The organism is Candidatus Poribacteria bacterium (assembly GCA_026702755.1).
Lineage (GTDB): Bacteria > Poribacteria > WGA-4E > WGA-4E > WGA-3G > WGA-3G.
Map to the genome: position 1 here is coordinate 40,438 of JAPPBX010000017.1, position 20,259 is coordinate 60,696.

Consider the following 20,259-nt stretch of genomic DNA (forward strand, 5'->3'; position numbering starts at 1 on the left):
CATCGGTAAAAATTACCCGATTAAATTCTTAATCTTCATGAGAGGCGATATATCTATAGAATATAGAAGAACACCACAATATGTTGCAAAGCAGAGATGTACAAAGCGCGGGACGCGTAAATAAGGACCCGCAATCTTTGGACAATAAGAGATATAAAGGAAAAACAAAATCTGCCTTTAAATGGCATAATTTGCGAGTTCAGTGGAAGGTATAGGCGGGGCACGACTCCAAGCGGTCGTGGTAAATCTTAAAGGAAGAAAAACGATTTCATACAGCGGAAGCGTCGTACTTGGAAGAAACGGAGAGGTGAGTACTACCACCTCAATTTCCTCTCCGACGTGTTGGCTGTTGTAGACACAGGCTGTACAAGTTTCCTCAGAATGCGCGTGTTCACAATGATCGTGATCATGCGTGAGTGCTATGACACTCAGCAACGCAACATAACAAAATAAACCTATTAAAATGCCGGTTTTCAAACTACGCCTAAAGACAAGCGTGTTTGGAAAAGCGATGCCGTTTCTCATAACCTATGCCTGTGTTATTATCAAAGCTCAGATTGCCAACAAACTTGCGATATATTATATCATACGATTATGTCAATGTCAAATAAAAGTGGAAATCATACCAGAACCATTTAGTTTTCTTGTAGGAGGGATCCCCGAATTCCGACTGCTGACACCCTCTCAGAAAAGATAGGCTTGCACTTATCGGCGCGATGCTTTATCATATTCACCATGAGATTACCCAAAGGAGACATAATTAGATGCTAAGTGTTAAAGAAGCCCGCCAACAAATGCTAAATACCATTCCGGTTTTACCCACAGAAAAACGGGAAATTCTAAGTTGTGCGAACTACGTTCTCGCTGAGACACTGCATGCCGAAGAAAACATTCCGCCGTTCGACAATTCAGCGATGGATGGGTATGCGGTTCACGCAGCAGATGTTCAAAACGCTTCCGAAGCGAAACCTGCTGTTCTTTCGGTTGTAGAAACCATAGCCGCCGGATATGCCCCAACACAACAGGTCGCAGCCGGGCAAGCGTCGCGCATCATGACAGGTGCCATGATGCCGGAAGGTGCCGACGCGGTTGTGATGCAAGAGGTGACCCAGCGGGACGGGGATACAGTCAAAATTTTTGAGAGTATTGACAAAACTGGAAACGTCCGTTTCACGGGTGAAAGTGTCGCGGAGGGACAGCAGGTCATGGGAAAAGGGAAATACCTACGTCCACCGGAAATTTCAATGCTCGCCTCTCTTAATCGCCCAGAGGTTACAGTCTATCGCAAGCCCACCGTTGCGATTGTTTCGACGGGTGACGAACTCCTGCTACTCGGTGACCGGCTTGAACCAGGAAAAATTCGAGAAAGCAACCGTTACGGTCTCTATGCACAGGTCGAGGAAGCGGGCGGCATACCGATTGATATGGGTATCGCGCCTGACGATGAAGCAGAAATAGAGCGAATTTTTCGGGACGCGCTTGCAAAGGCTGATGCCCTCATTACAAGTGGTGGCGTTTCGGTAGGGGAGCACGACTTTGTGAAAAGTGTATTGGAGAGATTAGGCGAAGTTAACTTCTGGCGCGTCGCCATGAAACCCGGAAAACCGCAGGCTTACGGTATCTCGGACGGAAAACCTATTTTTGGATTGCCCGGCAATCCGGTCTCTTCGCTCGTTGTGTTTGAACTTTTTGTCCGACCCGCGCTCCTCAAAATGGCAGGACGTACAGAATTATTGCGTCCAACCTTCAAAGCTACTTTGGCAGAATCCATTACCAATAGAGATGGACGCGTTAATTATATGCGCGCAATTCTCAAAGAGTCTGATGGTCAATATACTGCTGAAACAACGGGTCCCCAGGGTTCTGGTATTTTGCACTCGCTTGTATTGGCGAACGGCTTAATCACGATTCCATCCGGTGTAACGTTACAGGCTGGAGAAACGGTCGATGCCCAGTTCCTATTTTAGATATAGACAAGACTTACGCAGCACAAAATAAGAATAGGACTTACGTACACGTGGATATTGAACGGTGGAAGGACGGAAGGAAGGGAAGGATGGAAGACCTGCCTCCACGCTTCCACCCTTCCAATCTGCCGATCCCGCAAGAAACGAAGGGATTTTGCGTAAGTCCTAATAGCATTGAGGAGTTTTCCATGGTTGTAGACACGCATGTTCATGTTTGGGAAATAGATCCCCCGAAATATCCTGTCGGTCCCACTGCGCCGAGTTGGAATTCCTATCCAGATGAACCCGGTACCGCTGATGAACTCTTGGCAGAGATGAACGAGCACGGTGTTGACTGGACAGTGCTGGTTCAAACGAGTTGGTCTACTTGGGATAATGGTTATATTGCGGATTCGGTAGCGCGTTTTCCAGACCGGTTCATTGGGCACGGCTTAATCGATCCCCAGGACCCAGACAACGCTGATCACGTCCGTTATTGGATAAAAGACCGAGGCTTGGCAGGCTTTCGCTTCCATCCGATGTACTATCCCGATGAAAAGATATTGCTCACCCAGCAGAACGCACCGATGTGGGAAGAGATTGCGGCACTAGACGCAGTCATCCAGTTTCATCTGCGTGCTGAGTTTGCCGATCAGGTCGCTGTTATCGCGCAACAGTACCCACATCTGACCCTGATTCTTGACCACATGGGTTACCCGCAGGTGGGTTCCGAGGAAGCAGCGTTTCAACCAATTGTGGACCTCGCTCGATACGATAATGTCCACTTCAAACTGTCAGATGTTGCAGGACGTTCTCACCAAGATTTCCCGTACACGGATGTACATCCGTTCATTGAAAAATTGCTTTCGGTTTTCGGGGCAGCGCGGACGGTCTGGGGCACAGGCTACCCCGGACACCATCGGCAAAAGCACAACTGGCCATCTTTAGAACAGGAACTTCGTCTCATTCGGGAAGGCTTACCGTTCCTGACAGAAGCCGACAAGGAACAGATTCTGGGAGGCACAGCCGCGCACATCTGGAATTTGGCGGTGTAGGAGGGGTTCCAATTTCTATGCGGATGTTGATTGATTCGTCAGTTAAAAGTCGGGATTCGGAAATCCCTCCTACACAAGAATTAGAGTACAGGTTCTGTTATGACAACAATCGCAATGAATTGGGGTGAGATGGCTTATCTTGATTCAGGTGATTCGGGATGTCCGCTGCTGTTCTTGCATGGGACTGGCTGTGATGCCTCCGATTGGATGCCAGTGATTGAAAGATTGCCGAGTGCGCAGCGTTGTATTGCTCCCGATTTTCGCGGACATGGACAGAGTGCTGTGCCTACCCAACCATTTACATTGGCGGATCTTGCTGGTGATGTATTGTGCCTTGCAGACTTTTTGGGAATTCAGGAATTGGTGATTGTTGGGCACAGTCTTGGCGGCATGGTGGCGATGGAGGTCGCGCAGCATTCCTCCTGTGTTGTTGGGCTTATTTTGCTGGAGGGATGGACAAGTCTTTCATCTGCGGGCAGTGCTTTCGACCCCGGACGGTTTTACGGTTCACTGTCCGAAACCGTGGTTGCACAGATTCAGCGGAAGTCTGAGAGGACTCGAAATCGTTTTCAATCCGAAGTCTGGCACGATTTCTGGGAGTCTGTCAAGAAATTTGATGCCTATACCTACTTGCAGCGCGCCTCTATTCCTATCTACGAGGTCTTTGGCGGTATGGGACGGAATGATTTAACTGAAGATAAGTTACGCATTCCGTCCAATCCGCATATTCGATGGGTATGGATACCCAACGCCGGACATTACCTACCGCATGAATGTCCGACTGAAATCGCCAAGGTAATAAGCACACTCTGTGTGCCTTAACTTCAAGGTAGTGGGCACACGCCGTGAGTTCCTGTAATCTCACACCGTGTGTCGTAATACGCTAAGCTTCCGGAATTTCGACCGGCAGATCCAGCCGGTCACCCCACTCTTTCCACGAACCTATGTAGTTGCTTACTTTTGGATAGCCCAAGAGTCGCAACGCCAAATAGGCTTGTGAAGAGCGGTAACCACCCTGTCAGTAGCACATGACCTGTTTTTCCGGTGTGATACCGACATTTTCGTACATCTGCCGGAGTTCGTCAGCCGGTTTAAAAGCCCCTGCTTCATCGAGATTATTGAGCCACTCAATATGGATCGAACCCGGAATCGCACCTGGGCGTTCGGCGCGAGCGACCCTGCCGTAGTGTTCATCATCTGTGCGCGTATCGAGAGGAACAAAATCAGTTCGGTTTAAGAGGACGCGGATCACATCAGCATCCATGTGTATATCGTGTTTTGGATTTATTGGGAAGGGTGGCACCTCTGGTGGCTCAACACCGACCGTACTCACAGGTCCATCTGCTGCTAACCACGCCTTGAAGCCGCCATCCAATAGACGGGTTTCAGGGTGTCCTAAGTACTCGCAGAACCAAAACCCTCGCGAGGCGCGCGTTCCTGAGATGTCTTCATACCATACAATCGGCTTGCTCGGATCGAGTCCGCGTTGCTGAAATAGGTATGCTATCATCCACATAAAGGTATCGAAAGTCTCTTTTCGAGTATCAATAAGACTCAACCCAAACAAATCTAAATGAAGTGCACCAGGGATGTGTCCTTGGATATATTCATAGGTTGGTCGGGTATCGACAAGGCAGTACGTCTGATCGTCAAGTGTGCCTTTCAATTCCTCAGCAGAGATAACCAGTTGTGGATTTTCATAACCTTTATAGGTTTCCATCTTTAGTTATAACTCCTTTAGGACTTACGCAATTTTCTTACGAACAACGGCTACCACACGCCGCTGGCGAGGTTTTAAACCTCGCCAGCGATGAAGCTGCGCAAGTCCTGTCCTTCTAATTTTTTATAAGACGCGTCGTCCTGTCTGCGTCCTACGCCGTTTTCGGCTTCTTTTTGTTAACAAGTTTTATTGCTTTCCATTTTCCAGTACGATACCAGAACCACATGGCGATCCCCTGGACGACATTAGAAAGGGCGATGCCCAACCAAACGCCGTTAAGCCCGATGAAGTGTGAAAGTAGGATCACGAGTCCCAAACCAACGCCTACCTGTGCTGCGAGCGTAATCACCATCGGAGAGAAGGTGTCTCCAGCACCGTTGAGTGCTCTTCCTAAGATGAGCGAAAAAGCAATGAATCCAAACGTTGGTGCGAGAAATTGTAGATAAACGATGCCGATTTCGGTAACATCCGTCTCCGTAGTAAAGATCCGAATGAAGATTTGTGGAAAGACGAAAAAGACTGCGCCGATACCTGCCATAATTGCGGCACCTACAAGGTTTGCCACTCGTGTCGATTCTTCGGCGCGTTCTATCTGATTCGCTCCCAAATTCTGTCCGACCAATGGCACGACGGCGTTTGCGATCCCGAAGCCGGGATTCATTACCAGAATCCTGAGTCGCATACAGATTGTATATGCTGCGACGACCGTCTTACCGTAGGGTCCGATAACCCATAAAAAACCGAGTCTCGAAATATGCCGCCAAAACCCTTGCATCGAACTATAAACACCGAGCCTTAAAATATCAAGCATTTCCACCGGGTCCACCTGATACCGAACGCGCCGTAATGAAACAGGTGCACGTCCACTCCAACAGAGATAAAGTAGGATAATCACACCCGCGCCACGCCCGATAAGCGTCGCATACGCTGAACCTGCTACCCCAAGTTTCGGAAACCCCCACAACCCAAAAATCAGCAACGGATCAAGTCCGATGTTAATCAACGTTGAGAAGATCAGGACCATCATTGGTGTAACCGTGTCGCCACCTGCACGGAAGATAGAGCCGAGTGTCATCGACACGAACATTGTGCTAATACCAGCGAGAATGATGTGCATGTAAGTGGTGCCGAGCCTTAGCACCTCTGGGTCCACCATTCGGACAGCGAGCAAGCCCTGTTCCGCCAAGGGATAACCAACGAGCGTGACACCGATTGAAAAAAAAACGGCTAACAGGATTGACTGCATGGCGATGTGTTCGGCTTGCGCGAGGTTCCTCGCTCCGAGGTTCTGTGCCACCATAATCCCAGCACCCGTTGAGACACCGAGCGAGAAAACCCCGATTAACCGAATTAGATTTCCGCTCACACCAACAGCTGCTATCGCGCCAGCCCCCAATCTGCCAACGAAAATCATATCAACGATATTGAATGCTTCTTGGAGAATGTAGCTGAGTGTTATGGGACCCGCAAGCTGCAGAAGGTGTCTCAGAAGGCTCCCTCGGGTTAAATCGCCCCGTGTTTTTTTCATATTTTCGGCTTTTCGTGAGTCCTGCTTGTTCTCTCTGAGTTTTGATCCCCTTACCGAATAGAAATCTGATAACTACGACTTTCGGATACGGTGTTTCTGGGCTTCACTATAGCAGAATTTTGTTTGGATGTCAAGAGAAAAATAGGGCTTAAAAGTATTTTTCTTTGACAGAATCTTTAGAAACCTGTTATAATGTTCTATATTTTTTAGGAGGCAGAATATGAAGAATGCAGTATTGACTTACAAGTTCTCCCCTTACGGGGTCGTGTGTTTCTTGGTAGCGTTGTCTATGATCCTCGCGCCGTTTGTTTCGGCTAACTTTGAAGAGGGACTTGTCCTGAATCACCATTACGATGAGGGGCAAGGCACACTTGCTGCAGATGCCAGCGGACATGGGCACGATGGCGAAATTTCCAATCCAGAGTGGGTCGATGGTAAATTCGGGAAGGCACTCAGATTTGGTGGTGAAGGCAGCGACGTTTTCGTTACCGTTGAGAGTACGGCTGCCTTGAATGTAAACGAGTGTACGTTTATGGCGTGGATTAACGCCGATCATTGGAATGGGGTACGCCAAATTGTTGGCAAATCCGTCCACGGTGGTTGCGCCGGTAGAACGCAATACGGCCTGTTTAGTGAAGGTGGTGTTTTCAAAGTCCGCTTTGAAACTGAAAACGGCAGAGCCGACATTTCAACGGATCTTCCACCAACCGGTGAATGGGTTCACGTCGCTTTTACCAACGATGGTGCAATGGCGAAAATCTATATTAATGGCAGCTCAGTTGTTGAAGGCGCGGTCCCGGGTCCACTGAGAGCGAACGACGATCCCTGGCGGATCGGACAGGACTGTGAACGTCTCAACTACGTCTTCGCAGGTGCTATAGACGAAGTTCGTCTCTGGAACCGTGCGTTGACGACTGCTGATATTGGTGAGTTAATGCCTTCAGCCGTTGCTGTTGACGCTCGCGGAAAATTGGCGACCACTTGGGGCAGTATCAAAACTGCTCATTAAAACATTGTAGGTGCTTTCAGGCGCGCTTTCAGGCGCGCCCGCCTCTTTCTCTGCCATCACTTAGGATCACATCTGCTGAGAAAAAATACACTGGACAGCGGAGAAAAAAATGTTTTGGGAAGAAGTAAAAAAACACTATCAAGCCGGGTCTGCACATCAATTTCTACTCCATTTTAATGTGCAAGACTTGTTACACGACGATGTCTACGGATACTTGCCTACCTCTGAATATCTCTCGGAGCAACTCAATGTGTTGGGGTGCGACCTTGTCCTCGGCTATAATACGTCGGAAGGTATTCATTTCCCCAATATTGGGCGATGGCGTGCCACCCAAAGAATGTTAGATGTAATTCCAAAGTATGAAAAAACCGGCACTTTCCATTTCCAGAGTATAGCGACATGGATTGAGACATTTCGGCGTTTACGGGAAGTGGAAGACCCACATCTTGCTGATCAGGAAGTAGATCCACAAGTGGCACGCCGAAGAATCAATGCCACTTTAGCATTTGACAAACCCCATGAAGACCCATTCGTCAGTCTTGATCCTGCGCCTTCGGATGAGTTGCAAGAGAAACTTAATCATCTATTGCATCAAGACAGAGCGAGGGTTGGATTAATTATCAACTTTCTGGAGCAGCTCGCGCCGAACGATCCTTCCTTGAGCAGTGCCTCTAACGATGACCTGCAACGCTTTTTCAATCAGATGCAGAATTGGGCATCCGACCTGGAGGTACGAAAACGGAAACACATCATCTTGCTCCTGACCCATAATACGTTTGACATACATTCAAATCTTACCACGAATCCTGAAATTCCTCTCATAGAAATTCCGTTCCCCGACTATGACCAGCGCCACCATTTTATTCAGTACCTCCACACCATTTCGGATGTTTCGTCACAAATGCGGAGGAGTCTCGGAGATGCACGGGACAGGGAAACTTTGGCACGTGAGACAATAGGATTGAACCTCTTCGGTATCCACGATGTTGTTCAACAGGCGGAATCTACAGAGCAGAAAGCAGGTGGTGAACCGATTGTGCATTACCGTCGTGAGAGTCTCAAGGCTTTCAGCCATGGGGTCCTTGAACTCGGCGAAACCCATACAAACCCCTCTGGTGATGGTTGGTATGTAACGCGGATAATTCGGGATATAGCGGACGGTATGAGACACCGAGATCTGCGGCGTGTGCCACGAGGTATGCTTCTTCTTGGACCCCCTGGGACCAGTAAGGATTACGCCGCAAGGGTGCTCGCTGGTGAGGCAAACATGACGCTCGTCCAACTCCGCTACGCGAGTCAGGTGGGTGAGGTGACGATAAACATCAACGAAAATGGGAACACTTACGATCGGAATCTTAATGCCGCCATTAATTTTATCCGAGGTATTTCACCGACGGTTGTCTTTATGGATGGGATTGAGCAGGTATCGCCACGTACGACAATGAATCCCGACGACTATGAACAAGCGTTTCCTCAAGCCCTCATGAATGCTATGAATGATGCGTCCTTACACGGCAGAGTGATATGGGTCGGGGCATCGCAACGCCCAGACTTAATACCGCCAATCTTTCGACGGTATGGCGTTTTTGACACCAAATTAATCATGCTACCTCCTATCGGTGCAGGCAGAGCGGAAATTCTACGAATATTCTGCCAAGGACAAACATCAGGCAACATCAATTTTCAGGCACTCGTCGGTGGCTCAGAAACAGATGGGTTGACTTGGCGGGACCTGTTCTTAATTGTCCAACGTGCAAGTAACCTCGCAAAACGCGACAGACGCGATACCTTCACTGAAGCCGAACTCCGTCAAACACTCAACGACTTCATCCCTGACTATTCACGGGAGATGCAAATCTTCATGGGGTTATTAGCATTGCGAGAAGCGAATTCACGTATCATGGTTCCAGACGGCTTGTTACCAGAGTACCAAGAATTTGTCGATGACAATCGGATTGATAAAACAGGGATTAATAGGCGTTTGATGGAACTGAGCAGCCAACTTGGCTTGAATACTTGATACCCAACAATCCTCTTATTCTCCTTCCGTAAGCCTTCTAAAACTGACCGCTGATGGCTGACAACTATTCTTCTATTTTTTCTTGACAGGTATTTTTTTGTTTGCTATAATGCCTTATCTTTACCTATAAGGAGGGAATTCTAACGATGAAATTGGCTATTTGTTTATCTATCGCCTTGCTTTTGATGGTGACACCCTTCGCTATGTCTATTGGTCCAGGAGAATTTCTGGACGGTTTAGTGCTATACCATCCCTATGATGAAGGGAAAGGGGCCAAAGCCGAAGATTTTAGCGAAAATGAACACGAGGGTGTAATTGACAACCCGAAGTGGGTTAACGGAAAATTCGGAAAGGCATTGGAATTTGGTGGTCCAGGCAGCGACGTTTTTGTCACAGTTGAGAGCACTCCAAAACTGAACGTGGATGAATTCTCGTTTATGGCGTGGATCAACTCCGAGGAATGGAATGGTGTCCGTCAAATCGTCGGCAAATCCGTTCATGGTGGATGCGGCGGTAGGGTCCAATACGGCGTGTTCAGTGAAGGAGGGGTCTTCAAAATCCGTCTCGAAACCGAATCGGGGCGCGCCGATATTGCAACCGATCTACCTGAGACTGGGGAATTTGTGCATATCGCTTTCACCAACGATACCAAGAAAACCAAAATCTACTATGATGGCAAAGAGGTACAGGAGGGAGATACGCCCGGGAAACTCAAAGCCAACGATGATCCCTGGCGGGTTGGACAGGATTGCGACCGTCTCCAGTATGTTTTTGCAGGGATTATTGACGAAGTTCGTCTCTGGAATCGCGCATTGAGCGAGGAGGAAATCAATACGTTTATGGATCAGGGCGTAGAGGCACTCGCGGTTGAAGCAACTGGGAAACTCTCCACAACCTGGAGCCGTCTTAAAGCAGGACTTTAAGGTAGGCTTAAAGTCGGAATTCGTAAGATAATTTGTTTTGCTGGCGAGGTTTATAACCTCGCCTCTTTTCAAGCGGCGCGCTTTCTTAGCGCGCCCTACCAATTAGAGAAAAAATGTCCCAAACTTCAAAAAAAGTGTCATGTAGAAATTGCGATGCACAGATTACGGAAAAAGTATTCGCTAAAAATCTTAAAGTTTGTCCGCACTGCGACCACCATCACTATATGAGTGCTTATGAGCGGCTTGATCTCATTGTAGATGCGGACAGTTTTGAGGAATACGATGCGGACCTTTACTCGGTTGATTCGCTGGAGTTCCCAGAATATCCGGAGAAATTGGAGAGAGATGTCGCCAGAACAGGGCTCAGATCCGAGATGCTTTCCGGCATAGCCAATATTGGTGGTTATTCAACTGCTATTGCGATTGGCGATGTTGGATTTATAGGCGGCACGTGCGGTTCTGTCATCGGTGAAAAGGTTACCCGATGTATTGAGCGCGCCCTTGAGAATCAATTACCGTTGGTGATCGTCTCTGTAAGTGGTGGAATGCGGATGCAGGAGGGGACGCTCGCCTTGATGCAGATGGCGAAAACCGCTGCCGCTTGTGCTGCGTATGCGAAATCGGGGCTTTTTTATATCTCCGTTGTCACCGATCCGACGTTTGGGGGGGCGACTGCCAGTTATACTTCACTCGGTGATGTGATTGTCGCTGAAGCGGGTGCGCGAATCGGCTTCGCAGGTCCGTTAGCCATTGCCAGCCTTCGTGAAGAATTGCCCGAAAACTTTCAGAAAGCGGAGTCGTTACTGGAACATGGGTTTGTTGATGCTGTTGTCCACCGCTCAGAGATGCGGCAAATGCTTACAGATCTGATTGCCTTCGCTTCCTAATAATGGAACCATCTTTTCTTTTTCGTCCCCGTCTGAAAATAGAATGTGTTTTGTATCATATAACCTAAGTTGCCACGTAAAGCGTTGTATACATCATTTCTGCTTGAAAACCCACACGAATTTCAGTTACTATACTATATACCTATCGCTTCTACGAGTCTGTTAAAGCTGCTTAAAGCTGCTATATAGGTGGGGTGCCGCCGCGGTTAGAAACCCTGCCAGTGAAACCATTATCAACATGAAACGTTATTAGAGGTGTGTAGTTAGGCAATATTGCGTGCTTAAATACTGAGTGCCTCTGGCATTACACGCTACACACTTCGCTTTTGGACGCGAACTGCTACTATCAAATCGGACACCGAAGTGCACGAAACGGGTGCGCCTCGCAATGCAAATACAGAAAAATAAGGATAAAACATGCCAAAGTCACTCGTCGTTGTTGAATCGCCGGCGAAAGCGAAAACTATCAAAAAGATTTTAGGTAAGGATTACATCGTTGAATCCTCCGTTGGACATATCCGGGATCTCCCAAAGAAGGACCTTGGAGTTGACATTGAGAATGCCTTTGCACCGAAGTATGTCTTAATTCGAGGGAAAGGGAAGGTCGTGAAGTCCCTCCAGAGCGAGGCACGTAAGGTTGATAATATCTATCTTGCTGCGGATCCCGATCGCGAAGGGGAAGCTATTTGTTGGCATCTTGCTGAAGAACTCAAGAAGGCAAAGAAACCGATCTATCGGATAACCTACAACGAAGTCACCAAAAACGCAATTTTAGAAGCAATCGAAGATCCGGGTGATATTGATATGGCGCTCGTTGATGCGCAACAGGCGCGTCGTGTACTGGACAGGCTCGTCGGATACCTGATCTGCCCTCTTTTGTGGCGGAGCGTTAAACCGGGATTAAGTGCAGGCAGAGTCCAATCCGTCGCAGTGCGTCTTATCTGTGAGCGTGAGGCTGAAATTGAGGCGTTTAAACCCGAAGAATACTGGACACTCACAGCGACATTGACCCCAACTGAGGTTGAGCATCCCTTCCCAGCAAAGTTACATAAAATCGGGACAAAGAAGGGCGAAATCAATAACTACGGGTTTCGCATAGATGAAGCGCGCGCCAAGGAACTCGCCGCGGACGCAAAGACACAGACATATCTCGTTGAAAAAGTCCAAAAACGCGAGCGGAAACAGAATCCAGTCCCACCCTTTATCACGAGTACTCTACAACAGGAAGCGTCTCGGAAACTCCGTTTTGTTGCTAAAAAAACGATGCTTATCGCCCAACAACTCTATGAAGGCCTGGAGATTCACGGCGAAGGTTCAATCGGGTTGATCACCTACATGCGGACCGACTCAACGCGTGTTGCCCAAGAGGCACTTCAAGCGGCACGATCATATATCGAAACGACGTATGGCGGAGAATATTTGCCGAACCGTGCTGTTAACTATCGAAGCAAAAGAGGGGCACAAGATGCACACGAGGCGATCCGCCCTACATTGCCGTTGCGAACACCTACAGAATTGAAACCCCATCTGAATGATGACCAGTACCGGCTCTATGAACTGATCTGGATGCGGTTCATAGCAAGTCAGATGAAGCCTACTGTTCTTGATGCGACAACAATTGACATCAAAGCAGGGACCTATCTCTTCCGAGCCACCGGTTCAATTGTCAAGTTTGATGGGTTCAGGCGTATCTACATGGAGGGTAAAGATGACCCGGTTGCTAATGCGCCTGAATCGGAAGAAGAGAATCTCAACTTACCTGTTGTCAAAGAGGGTGATCCGCTGGATCTGCGCAAGTTAGAGCCGAAACAGCATTTTACGCAACCGCCACCGCGCTACAACGAAGCAACACTCGTCAAGATGCTGGAAGCAAAAGAGATCGGACGACCAAGTACCTATGCTTCTATCCTGTCAACGATTCAGAAAGAGTATGTCACCAAGGAGCGTGGTAGACTCTTGCCTACAGATGTTGGTAGACTCGTTAATGAACTCCTGATACACGGATTTCCCGCGATCCTCGACGTTGAATTCACAGCGAAAATGGAAGATCAACTTGATACTATTGCTGATGGAAAAGTTGCGTGGGTACAGACGTTAGCGGAATTTTATCCTGACTTCCAAACCGCACTCAGTGAAGCCCCTGATAAGATGTATGAAGCCCGAAAAGCGATGGAAGAGCAGTCGGACGAAACGTGTGAAAAATGTGGAGGCAATATGATCGTGAAGTGGGGCAGATATGGGCGGTTCCTGGGTTGTGCTAATTATCCAGAGTGTCAGAATATCAAGCGTTTAACCGCCGACGATACCCCCACCGCGGAACCCGAACTGACCGATACAGTGTGTGATAAGTGTGGTGAACCGATGGTTATTAGGGTGAGCCGCGCCGGCGCGAAATTTTTGTCGTGTAGTGGATACCCAAAATGCAAAAACGCCAAGCCGGTCCCAATGGGCATCGACTGTCCAGAGGCTGGTTGCGACGGTTACCTCGGTGAACGTCGCAGTCGCCGTGGAAAAATTTTTTACGGTTGTAGCAACTATCCCAAGTGTGAATTCTCTACATGGGATAAACCTATACCGGAACCTTGCCCAAAATGTAACGCACCCTTTCTTGTTGAAAAAACCAGAAAACCGAAAGGCAGTGAGACTGTAACCGTGTCACTGAGTTGTCAATCACCGGATTGTGACTATACAAAGGAATAGTTATCGGTTATCAGTTACCTTGTTGTGGCACCAAAAGTTTTGTGGACATTACAGCATATCTGAACACCATAGCACATTAACTTTAACCATCAACTCGTCTACAGATACTTTTGCTAAGGCGCAAGTTGATGGTTAAAACTGAAGACTGATAACCGACAACCCTAAAAATGATACAGTTGCACCAGGTTAGTTTCAGTTATGGCGATCTTAGTGTGCTCGAGAAGGTGAGCTTTCGCGTGGAACGCGGCGAATTTGTGTTTCTCCTCGGTCCAAGTGGCTCAGGGAAGACAACACTGTTGCGATTGTTATATGCTGATTTAGAGCCGATTGGTGGTGATTTGAGTGTCGTTGGGCAACCCCTTGCACGGTTGGACAAAGTCAGTCTACCCTACTTTCGACAGAAGATAGGGATTGTTTTTCAAGATCTTAAGTTCTTGGCAGATAAAACGGTCCAGGATAATCTGGCACTGCCGCAGCGATTGGTAGGAACACCACCGCAGACAATCAAAGAAAACGTACACAAGCTCCTGAATCAGATGGGATTGCTTCACCATCAAAATGCACTTCCAGCAGAAATATCTGGCAACGAGAGGCGACGGCTTGCTATAGCAAGAGCCGTTATCAACAATCCTCTGTTATTACTTGCGGATGCACCCACAGAGGGCTTAGATTTGCGCCTTTCGCTTGAGGTAATGGCACTTCTTGATGCACTTAATTTTCAAGGTATGACTATCTTTGTGGCGACGAGTGATCGACAACTCGCTGAGAAATGTAATAAGCGGATTATTGAGCTACGGGATGGTGGTATCCATTGAATCGTCATCGGTTATCAGTTAAGGGGTGCCCTGTTTAACCAAAAACCTCTTTTAACCGGCAACTTTGACCAAGAACTCGCCTACAGATACTTTTGCTAAGGCGCGAGTTCGCATTAAACCAGAGCCTCTCAAACCGGCAACTTTGACCAAGAACTCGTCTACAGATACTTTTGCTAAGATGCAAGTTCTTAGTCAAAACCGACAACTATAAAAAATGCGTTACTACTTCAAGAATGCCATATCCCATATAGCCTATGCTGGCAGTACGAGTATGATGAGTTTCATTGGAATCGGTTTCGTTACTGTCTTACTTGCCACCTTACTATTAAACCACTCGTTTATATTACAACAATCTGAGTTTAAAAGCCACGCGCCTACCCTTGTTGCGTTTCTAAAAGATACTGTCAATGAGTCAAAAGGTCGCGCCTTAGTCAGCCAGATCGAGAAAAGCGGGCAGGTGCTTGCTGTCAATTATGCTTCAAAGGCAGAGAGTCTCGCTCGTGGTGAAACCCAGTTTCAGGATTTAGGCATCCTCATTAAGGAGGCGTTTGCGGGGACAAGGGGTGTAAACCCGTTTCCGGCATCCCTCAAAATCTATGTAGATGAAGAATTGATAACACGTAAAGCGTTAGAACAGATTTCTTTGAATATTAAAGCACACGACGAAATCGAGGACGTGTTATTGACTGGACAGGGACAACTGAAGGACCGCATACGCGATTCAGAACGCACAACTTTCATCGCTATTGGAGCGGCGGTCATTGCGATCTGGTTTATTATCGGTTCTGTTATTAAAAAAACAACGATTGCTCGCGCTGAGGAGATAGCCCTCATGAAACTCCTCGGTATGGTCGGCCGTTATCTCCTCGTTCCTTTTATGGTCCATGGACTTTTCCTCGGCGGGCTTGGCGCGCTGTGTGGACTCGGCTGCTTCTATGGGATGTTTTATGTATTCAAACCTCAATTAGGGGCGGTCAGTTTCCTAAGCATTTATCAGTCTATCTTGATCGTTGTAGCTGGAATGGTAATTGGATTTCTCGTGGGGCTTACCGCACACCGGAAATTTGTGTAGCAGTCATACCTATGCACATGCAAGCGCAAGCGACCCCACCCGTTAATGGAAATGGACGGGCGCGCTGGATAAACGGAACGGATCGTTCTTGACACAACCTACCTAACTAAACCACAAGGAAAAATAAAAATATGACAAACCGAGACATCAGTGTTGTGTTTCGAGCCATCGGATCCCTCTTACAGATCCGAGGTGAAAACGCATTTCGCTCGCGAATTTATGAACGGGCAGCCGATATAATTGAGGAATTCCCCGATGAACTGGCTTCTGAAGATTCCGAAGCGAGCACACTGCATTACAATAAGGAAGCGGTAGAAAAACTTCGAGCGACACCCGGCATTGGGAAGGCGATTGAGGACAAAACCGTTGAGATGTTGGAAACTGGACGCTGCAAATTCTACGACGAACTCACAGCAGAGATGGGGACGGAAATACTCGAATTGCTTGCCCTCCGGGGCGTTGGTGTAAAAACCGTAGAGAGATTCTATCAAGAATTCGATGTCAGAAACCTTGAAGACCTCCGTGAATTGATTGAGAGTGGACGGATTAGAAACATAAAGGGTATCGGACGGAAAACCCTTCAGATGATAACTGAGAGTTTGGCATTCCACACGGAACAGAGAAAGATGCGTCCGTTCTGGAGTATTTCGCCCACCGCCCAAGACATCTTGGATCACCTCACAGCGTTAGTAGATGACGGATGGATAAAACGCTGCCAATTCACAGGAGATTTACGGCGGCGTGAGGAGGTCTGTCAAAGTATCGAATTGATTGTTGAATGTCAGGACGAAACAGCCTTTCAATTTGAGCATAATGCTCTGCCACCTGTGCTACAGTCAATCCTCGCGCGCCTTTCACAAGCCCGATTTAGTCTAACGGTTCTGCAACAAACATCGGACAATCTTGGTTCGCTGATACTTTTCAGAACGAAAAATAGGATTCAGTACGTGTATGACAGCGAACGCGAGGCTCTCGTTAAAAAAGAACAAGATGAGTCAACAGATGATGTACGCCACACGCTTCCTGTAATTCAATTCTATATTGATAAAAATTTTCCTGTATCTCTCTATTTATGCACTGCTGCCACCTACGACGCCACGCTCTTCTTAACAACAGCGACTGATGCCCACTTCAAAGCACTTCTTGACGCGGTTTCCCTGGAGTCGCCTGACTTTTGGCATGTAACACGTGATATAACAGAAGCGGGGATTTATGAGAAGTTCGGAATCTCCTATATTTTGCCGGAACTTCGACAGGACGGTGCTTCAGTCACAGCCGCTGCGGAAGGCACTTTACCAACTCTCATTGAATTCACGGATTTGCGAGGCGACTTGCACGCACATACTGACTGGAGTGATGGACGAAATACGCTTCAAGAGATGGTGGCGGCAGCAAAAGCAGAAGGTCTCGAATACTTCGCTATTACGGATCACTCTGTCTCTTCTATTGTTGCAAACGGTTTGGATCAGAAACGACTCCTTGAACAAGTAGAGCGAGTTCGCGAATTCGATGCGGAGGTCGAGGGTATCACAGTGCTTGCGGGTTCTGAGGTGGATATTAGGCGATCTGGGAAACTTGATTTCCCAGATGAGATTTTAGCGCAGCTCGATATTGTCGTCGCAAGCGTTCACAGCAATTTCACGCTCACCGAAGCAGAGATGACAAAGCGTATCATTCGTGCGATTGAGAATCCGTTCGTCAATATCATTGGTCATCCAACAGGTAGGATGCTCGGACGTAGACCGATGTATCCACTCAATCTTCAGGAAGTTATTGCGGCAGCTGCAGAAAATAAAACAGTCTTAGAGATTAACGGCTCACCAAATCGATTGGATCTCAACCCTGAATTTGTTCAGATGGCGAAAAGCGCAGGCGTGCTATTGGCTGTCAATACCGATGCACACGGTATTCAACAGTTAGCACACCGTCAATCTGGGTTGAATGTTGCGCGTCGCGGGTGGTTGACAAAAGACGAGGTCATCAACACTTATGCTTTAGAGGAATTGCGCGAGAAATGCGGTATTGGCTAAGCGTGGCTTTCGACTTTCAGTCTTCAGCGGTCAGTAAAGAAAATCCTGTGGTGGTTATGTTGATATACCTGCCCCAAGGCTCTGACTGACAACTGATAGCTACATACCTGCAAGTTGGGTCAAATGCCAATTCGGATCCACTAATGCCTCATAAACGACTCCACCTTCTACATTGTTAGGCATCGGTAATCCCAAGAGATAACAGAGCGTCGGTGCGACATCAACGACACGAACCTGCCGCTGCAATGCAACTCCTTGCCGAACCCCTGCACCCGATAGGATAAATGTAGAGTGTTGTCCACCGATACCGAAACTCACGGAGGGCAACTGCTTGCCGTGGGCACCGTCAAACTCAGGACGCAGCGCATAGACGACATCGCCGACTAAGTCGCCGTGTAAATTGAACATCTCTGCATCTGCTCGCGTTACCGCTAAAGTAAAGGGGTGCCGTCCGGTTTTTTCGTCCTTGTAAGTATGCAGTGCTGCGATAAGTTCACGTTGTGTTGCTTCGTAGTCCTCAGGTGCGACGATTCCATCCGGTTCGCGTCCGGCTAAGTTAATGAAGATATGCACCAATCCGACATTGACGGCGCGGGTTTTCGTCCAATCTATCGCTCCGTTTGCATCTTTAACGATGAACCCTGTTTCCTCCAGCACGTCTTCAATGTCTACGGCACGAAATTGGTTTGGCGTGCCGCCGTGATCAGAGCAGACGAGAACGACGGTCTCTTCATCCGCCTGTTCCATCAGTCTCCCAATCATCCGATCCACAGATTTGTATGTCCGCCGCAAGCCCTCGCGACACCGGTGAATCGTCTCAGGAGCTGCGCCACTGATTTCATCTGCTTGACTCAGGAAGAAATGACTGGCGTAATCCGGTGCATGGCTCTCCACCATTAGGATGTCCCAATCGTTGTTTGTTGCGAGGTGTGTTGCCACATCCGCGAGGCGTTGGTGGTGGTAGTCTAACACCTCGAAGTAGGTATCGTCGTCCATCTGTCCAAGTGCATCGCGCGCCGGATTTTGCAGGAACGAACCGATTTCTGTGTCAATCGTGGTGGCGGCTGTATCTGGTGCTGTATATCCTTTTCTCGGCCAAATCTGTGGTACAAAGAGTTCAAAAGCGTCCGCTGTCGGCGTGAGCGTCACGAGTTTCATTCGGACATAGCCTTCCACTTCAGCCTTATCAATTTCAAACGTATCCAGCCACCATTCGCTCCATTCACCGACACCTAAGTCTGCAACGGAATCGTCTCCAGACCGACTTCGACAGATTCGCACTCGGTCATAACCGTTATCACCGGAGGCATAAATCAACCCATAAAAGGGTTTTGGGACGCGTGTCTCATCGGAGGCTTCACCTTTTGCGTAGACTGAAGGCATTACATCTTCTCTACCGCGTGCTAAAGGTTGGATCGTCAGCTGAACCTCTCGCACCGGTTCTGTGGAATCAGGCACGGCTTCCCATTCACCGCTCTCAATCGGTTCAATAGTGACAGGGTCAATGTGGCGGACTCTCTGTAATGCGCTTGGATCAAGTGTCTCAGGATCGCGCTGTCCACCGATAGGACGCGCTGCCCATTTCCCTGCGACAAAGAGGTGGTAGCCAGCAACCTGATGATGGTTCGAGACCCCCGGTCCCGTTCCTTCTACCTGAATGCCGGTTTTGACGGTGGGGGGCCAGGACATTTCCCACTTCACCAGAATCGGTTTTCCACCTACCCGTTCCACGAGATTCCAGAGATATTCGGATTGACATAAACCCGTGTTGATGCCCCACGTTGTTTTATCAAGGCGTTCTCCCAGTGCGCGGATGTTAAAGTCCATCACCCGATGTGTACCGGGCCATGAACCGGTAGAGAGTGCCGTCCACCCCGGCGGTGTCAAGGTCGGAAATACACCGATCATCGGACGATAGACCCCTGTCTGAACCAATTTCGCCATAGAGGGTGCATGTCCCCAATCAATCATATTTTTAACCAGTTCCATGCTTGCCCCATCCATTCCGATAACAATTGCGCGTTTTGCTGGGGCGAGCTGCGTACGTTTTGTCATAAAAACTCCTTCTATATTGAACAACTTTAGGTATTAAAGTTCAAGTTTTGCGTCCGCAATTGGGGTGGAAAGTTGGAAGATAGGAAGGTTGGAAGATAGAGGATACGGGGTTGCCGCCAGCCTTCCTCAAAACCTGATATTGATTTCTTAATGTTGCTTAGGGCCAAAACGACTTAATCAACGATACGATCGCTGCAAGTGCCGATCCCAATGCTATCCAGATGGTAGTCTTTACGTCTTAGTTTGATGTCGCTTCCTGTCTTCCCTCTAATTTACCCCGAATCCATCTAACGTCCCCGTGAAGATTAGTTACATCTTTTTCTACGGCTGCTAACCTACTATTTAGTTTCTCGTTCACTTGTTCTATTCTGCCTTCTACGCGTTCTATTTTGTCTTCCACGCGTTCGGTGGTGCGCTTGAGGTCTGCAATAGCACTTAATACCCGTTCTCTGAAATCTTGATCTGACATGTTTTCCACCTCCTTTGCTGTATCTATTAT

At 48.2% G+C, this 20,259-nt stretch carries 16 protein-coding genes; 11 read left to right on the forward strand and 5 right to left on the reverse strand.

Annotation, left to right across the window (positions count from 1 at the left end; translation table 11 throughout):
- Positions 1–177: 177 nt before the first annotated feature.
- The gene (locus tag OXH39_03030) at positions 178–525 is read right to left on the reverse strand and encodes a hypothetical protein (protein MCY3549408.1); all 348 of its coding nucleotides are present in this window, start codon (positions 523–525) and stop codon (positions 178–180) included.
- A gap of 239 nt (positions 526–764) precedes the next feature.
- On the opposite strand from OXH39_03030, the gene OXH39_03035 reads away from it, so the two are divergent.
- From OXH39_03035 to OXH39_03045, 3 genes are all read left to right on the forward strand, one after another.
- Positions 765–1,967 (forward strand): molybdopterin molybdotransferase MoeA, encoded by a 1,203-nt coding sequence (locus tag OXH39_03035; protein ID MCY3549409.1) that lies wholly within the window; start codon positions 765–767, stop codon positions 1,965–1,967.
- Between the two features lie 89 nt (positions 1,968–2,056).
- Positions 2,057–3,001: an amidohydrolase family protein gene (locus OXH39_03040; GenBank protein ID MCY3549410.1), complete on the forward strand. Its 945-nt coding sequence runs from the start codon at positions 2,057–2,059 to the stop codon at positions 2,999–3,001.
- A 99-nt stretch (positions 3,002–3,100) separates the two neighbouring features.
- Positions 3,101–3,823, forward strand: a complete 723-nt coding sequence (locus OXH39_03045; protein ID MCY3549411.1) for an alpha/beta hydrolase — start codon at positions 3,101–3,103, stop codon at positions 3,821–3,823.
- Between the two features lie 196 nt (positions 3,824–4,019).
- Here the strand turns inward: OXH39_03045 and OXH39_03050 are convergent, their stop codons facing one another.
- Positions 4,020–4,721: a rhodanese-like domain-containing protein gene (locus tag OXH39_03050; GenBank protein ID MCY3549412.1), complete on the reverse strand. Its 702-nt coding sequence runs from the start codon at positions 4,719–4,721 to the stop codon at positions 4,020–4,022.
- A gap of 151 nt (positions 4,722–4,872) precedes the next feature.
- Complete coding sequence (locus OXH39_03055; protein MCY3549413.1) at positions 4,873–6,249, reverse strand: MATE family efflux transporter; 1,377 nt, start codon at positions 6,247–6,249, stop codon at positions 4,873–4,875.
- A 220-nt stretch (positions 6,250–6,469) separates the two neighbouring features.
- On the opposite strand from OXH39_03055, the gene OXH39_03060 reads away from it, so the two are divergent.
- The 8 genes from OXH39_03060 (at position 6,470) to OXH39_03095 (ending at position 17,705) form a co-directional block, all read left to right on the forward strand.
- Positions 6,470–7,258 carry a LamG domain-containing protein gene (locus OXH39_03060; GenBank protein ID MCY3549414.1) on the forward strand — a complete coding sequence of 263 codons (789 nt, stop codon included), beginning with the start codon at positions 6,470–6,472 and terminating at the stop codon, positions 7,256–7,258.
- Positions 7,259–7,367: 109 nt separating this feature from the next.
- Positions 7,368–9,278 (forward strand): ATP-binding protein, encoded by a 1,911-nt coding sequence (locus OXH39_03065; GenBank protein MCY3549415.1) that lies wholly within the window; start codon positions 7,368–7,370, stop codon positions 9,276–9,278.
- Between the two features lie 146 nt (positions 9,279–9,424).
- Complete coding sequence (locus OXH39_03070; GenBank protein ID MCY3549416.1) at positions 9,425–10,201, forward strand: LamG domain-containing protein; 777 nt, start codon at positions 9,425–9,427, stop codon at positions 10,199–10,201.
- Between the two features lie 113 nt (positions 10,202–10,314).
- Entirely contained in the window at positions 10,315–11,088 is a 774-nt protein-coding gene (locus tag OXH39_03075) for an acetyl-CoA carboxylase carboxyltransferase subunit beta (protein ID MCY3549417.1), read from the forward strand.
- A gap of 417 nt (positions 11,089–11,505) precedes the next feature.
- Positions 11,506–13,788 carry a type I DNA topoisomerase gene (gene topA, locus OXH39_03080; GenBank protein MCY3549418.1) on the forward strand — a complete coding sequence of 761 codons (2,283 nt, stop codon included), beginning with the start codon at positions 11,506–11,508 and terminating at the stop codon, positions 13,786–13,788.
- A 167-nt stretch (positions 13,789–13,955) separates the two neighbouring features.
- Positions 13,956–14,603 carry an ATP-binding cassette domain-containing protein gene (locus tag OXH39_03085; GenBank protein MCY3549419.1) on the forward strand — a complete coding sequence of 216 codons (648 nt, stop codon included), beginning with the start codon at positions 13,956–13,958 and terminating at the stop codon, positions 14,601–14,603.
- Positions 14,604–14,817: 214 nt separating this feature from the next.
- Positions 14,818–15,675 (forward strand): permease-like cell division protein FtsX, encoded by an 858-nt coding sequence (locus OXH39_03090; protein ID MCY3549420.1) that lies wholly within the window; start codon positions 14,818–14,820, stop codon positions 15,673–15,675.
- 131 nt (positions 15,676–15,806) lie between these two features.
- Positions 15,807–17,705 (forward strand): PHP domain-containing protein, encoded by a 1,899-nt coding sequence (locus OXH39_03095; protein MCY3549421.1) that lies wholly within the window; start codon positions 15,807–15,809, stop codon positions 17,703–17,705.
- A gap of 99 nt (positions 17,706–17,804) precedes the next feature.
- Here the strand turns inward: OXH39_03095 and OXH39_03100 are convergent, their stop codons facing one another.
- Complete coding sequence (locus tag OXH39_03100; protein MCY3549422.1) at positions 17,805–19,760, reverse strand: alkaline phosphatase family protein; 1,956 nt, start codon at positions 19,758–19,760, stop codon at positions 17,805–17,807.
- A gap of 238 nt (positions 19,761–19,998) precedes the next feature.
- The gene (locus tag OXH39_03105) at positions 19,999–20,229 is read right to left on the reverse strand and encodes a hypothetical protein (GenBank protein MCY3549423.1); all 231 of its coding nucleotides are present in this window, start codon (positions 20,227–20,229) and stop codon (positions 19,999–20,001) included.
- Between the last annotated feature and the right edge of the window lie 30 nt (positions 20,230–20,259).

Coding starts and splice junctions, on each gene's coding strand:
- OXH39_03065 (MCY3549415.1), top strand. CDS start 7,368: ATGTTTTGGGAAGAAGTAAAAAAACACTATCAAGCCGGGTCTGCACAT.
- OXH39_03030 (MCY3549408.1), bottom strand. CDS start 525: ATGAGAAACGGCATCGCTTTTCCAAACACGCTTGTCTTTAGGCGTAGT.
- OXH39_03095 (MCY3549421.1), top strand. CDS start 15,807: ATGACAAACCGAGACATCAGTGTTGTGTTTCGAGCCATCGGATCCCTC.
- OXH39_03055 (MCY3549413.1), bottom strand. CDS start 6,249: ATGAAAAAAACACGGGGCGATTTAACCCGAGGGAGCCTTCTGAGACAC.
- OXH39_03045 (MCY3549411.1), top strand. CDS start 3,101: ATGACAACAATCGCAATGAATTGGGGTGAGATGGCTTATCTTGATTCA.
- OXH39_03050 (MCY3549412.1), bottom strand. CDS start 4,721: ATGGAAACCTATAAAGGTTATGAAAATCCACAACTGGTTATCTCTGCT.
- OXH39_03070 (MCY3549416.1), top strand. CDS start 9,425: ATGAAATTGGCTATTTGTTTATCTATCGCCTTGCTTTTGATGGTGACA.
- OXH39_03035 (MCY3549409.1), top strand. CDS start 765: ATGCTAAGTGTTAAAGAAGCCCGCCAACAAATGCTAAATACCATTCCG.
- OXH39_03075 (MCY3549417.1), top strand. CDS start 10,315: ATGTCCCAAACTTCAAAAAAAGTGTCATGTAGAAATTGCGATGCACAG.
- OXH39_03090 (MCY3549420.1), top strand. CDS start 14,818: ATGCGTTACTACTTCAAGAATGCCATATCCCATATAGCCTATGCTGGC.
- topA (MCY3549418.1), top strand. CDS start 11,506: ATGCCAAAGTCACTCGTCGTTGTTGAATCGCCGGCGAAAGCGAAAACT.
- OXH39_03040 (MCY3549410.1), top strand. CDS start 2,057: ATGGAAGACCTGCCTCCACGCTTCCACCCTTCCAATCTGCCGATCCCG.
- OXH39_03105 (MCY3549423.1), bottom strand. CDS start 20,229: ATGTCAGATCAAGATTTCAGAGAACGGGTATTAAGTGCTATTGCAGAC.
- OXH39_03060 (MCY3549414.1), top strand. CDS start 6,470: ATGAAGAATGCAGTATTGACTTACAAGTTCTCCCCTTACGGGGTCGTG.
- OXH39_03100 (MCY3549422.1), bottom strand. CDS start 19,760: ATGACAAAACGTACGCAGCTCGCCCCAGCAAAACGCGCAATTGTTATC.
- OXH39_03085 (MCY3549419.1), top strand. CDS start 13,956: ATGATACAGTTGCACCAGGTTAGTTTCAGTTATGGCGATCTTAGTGTG.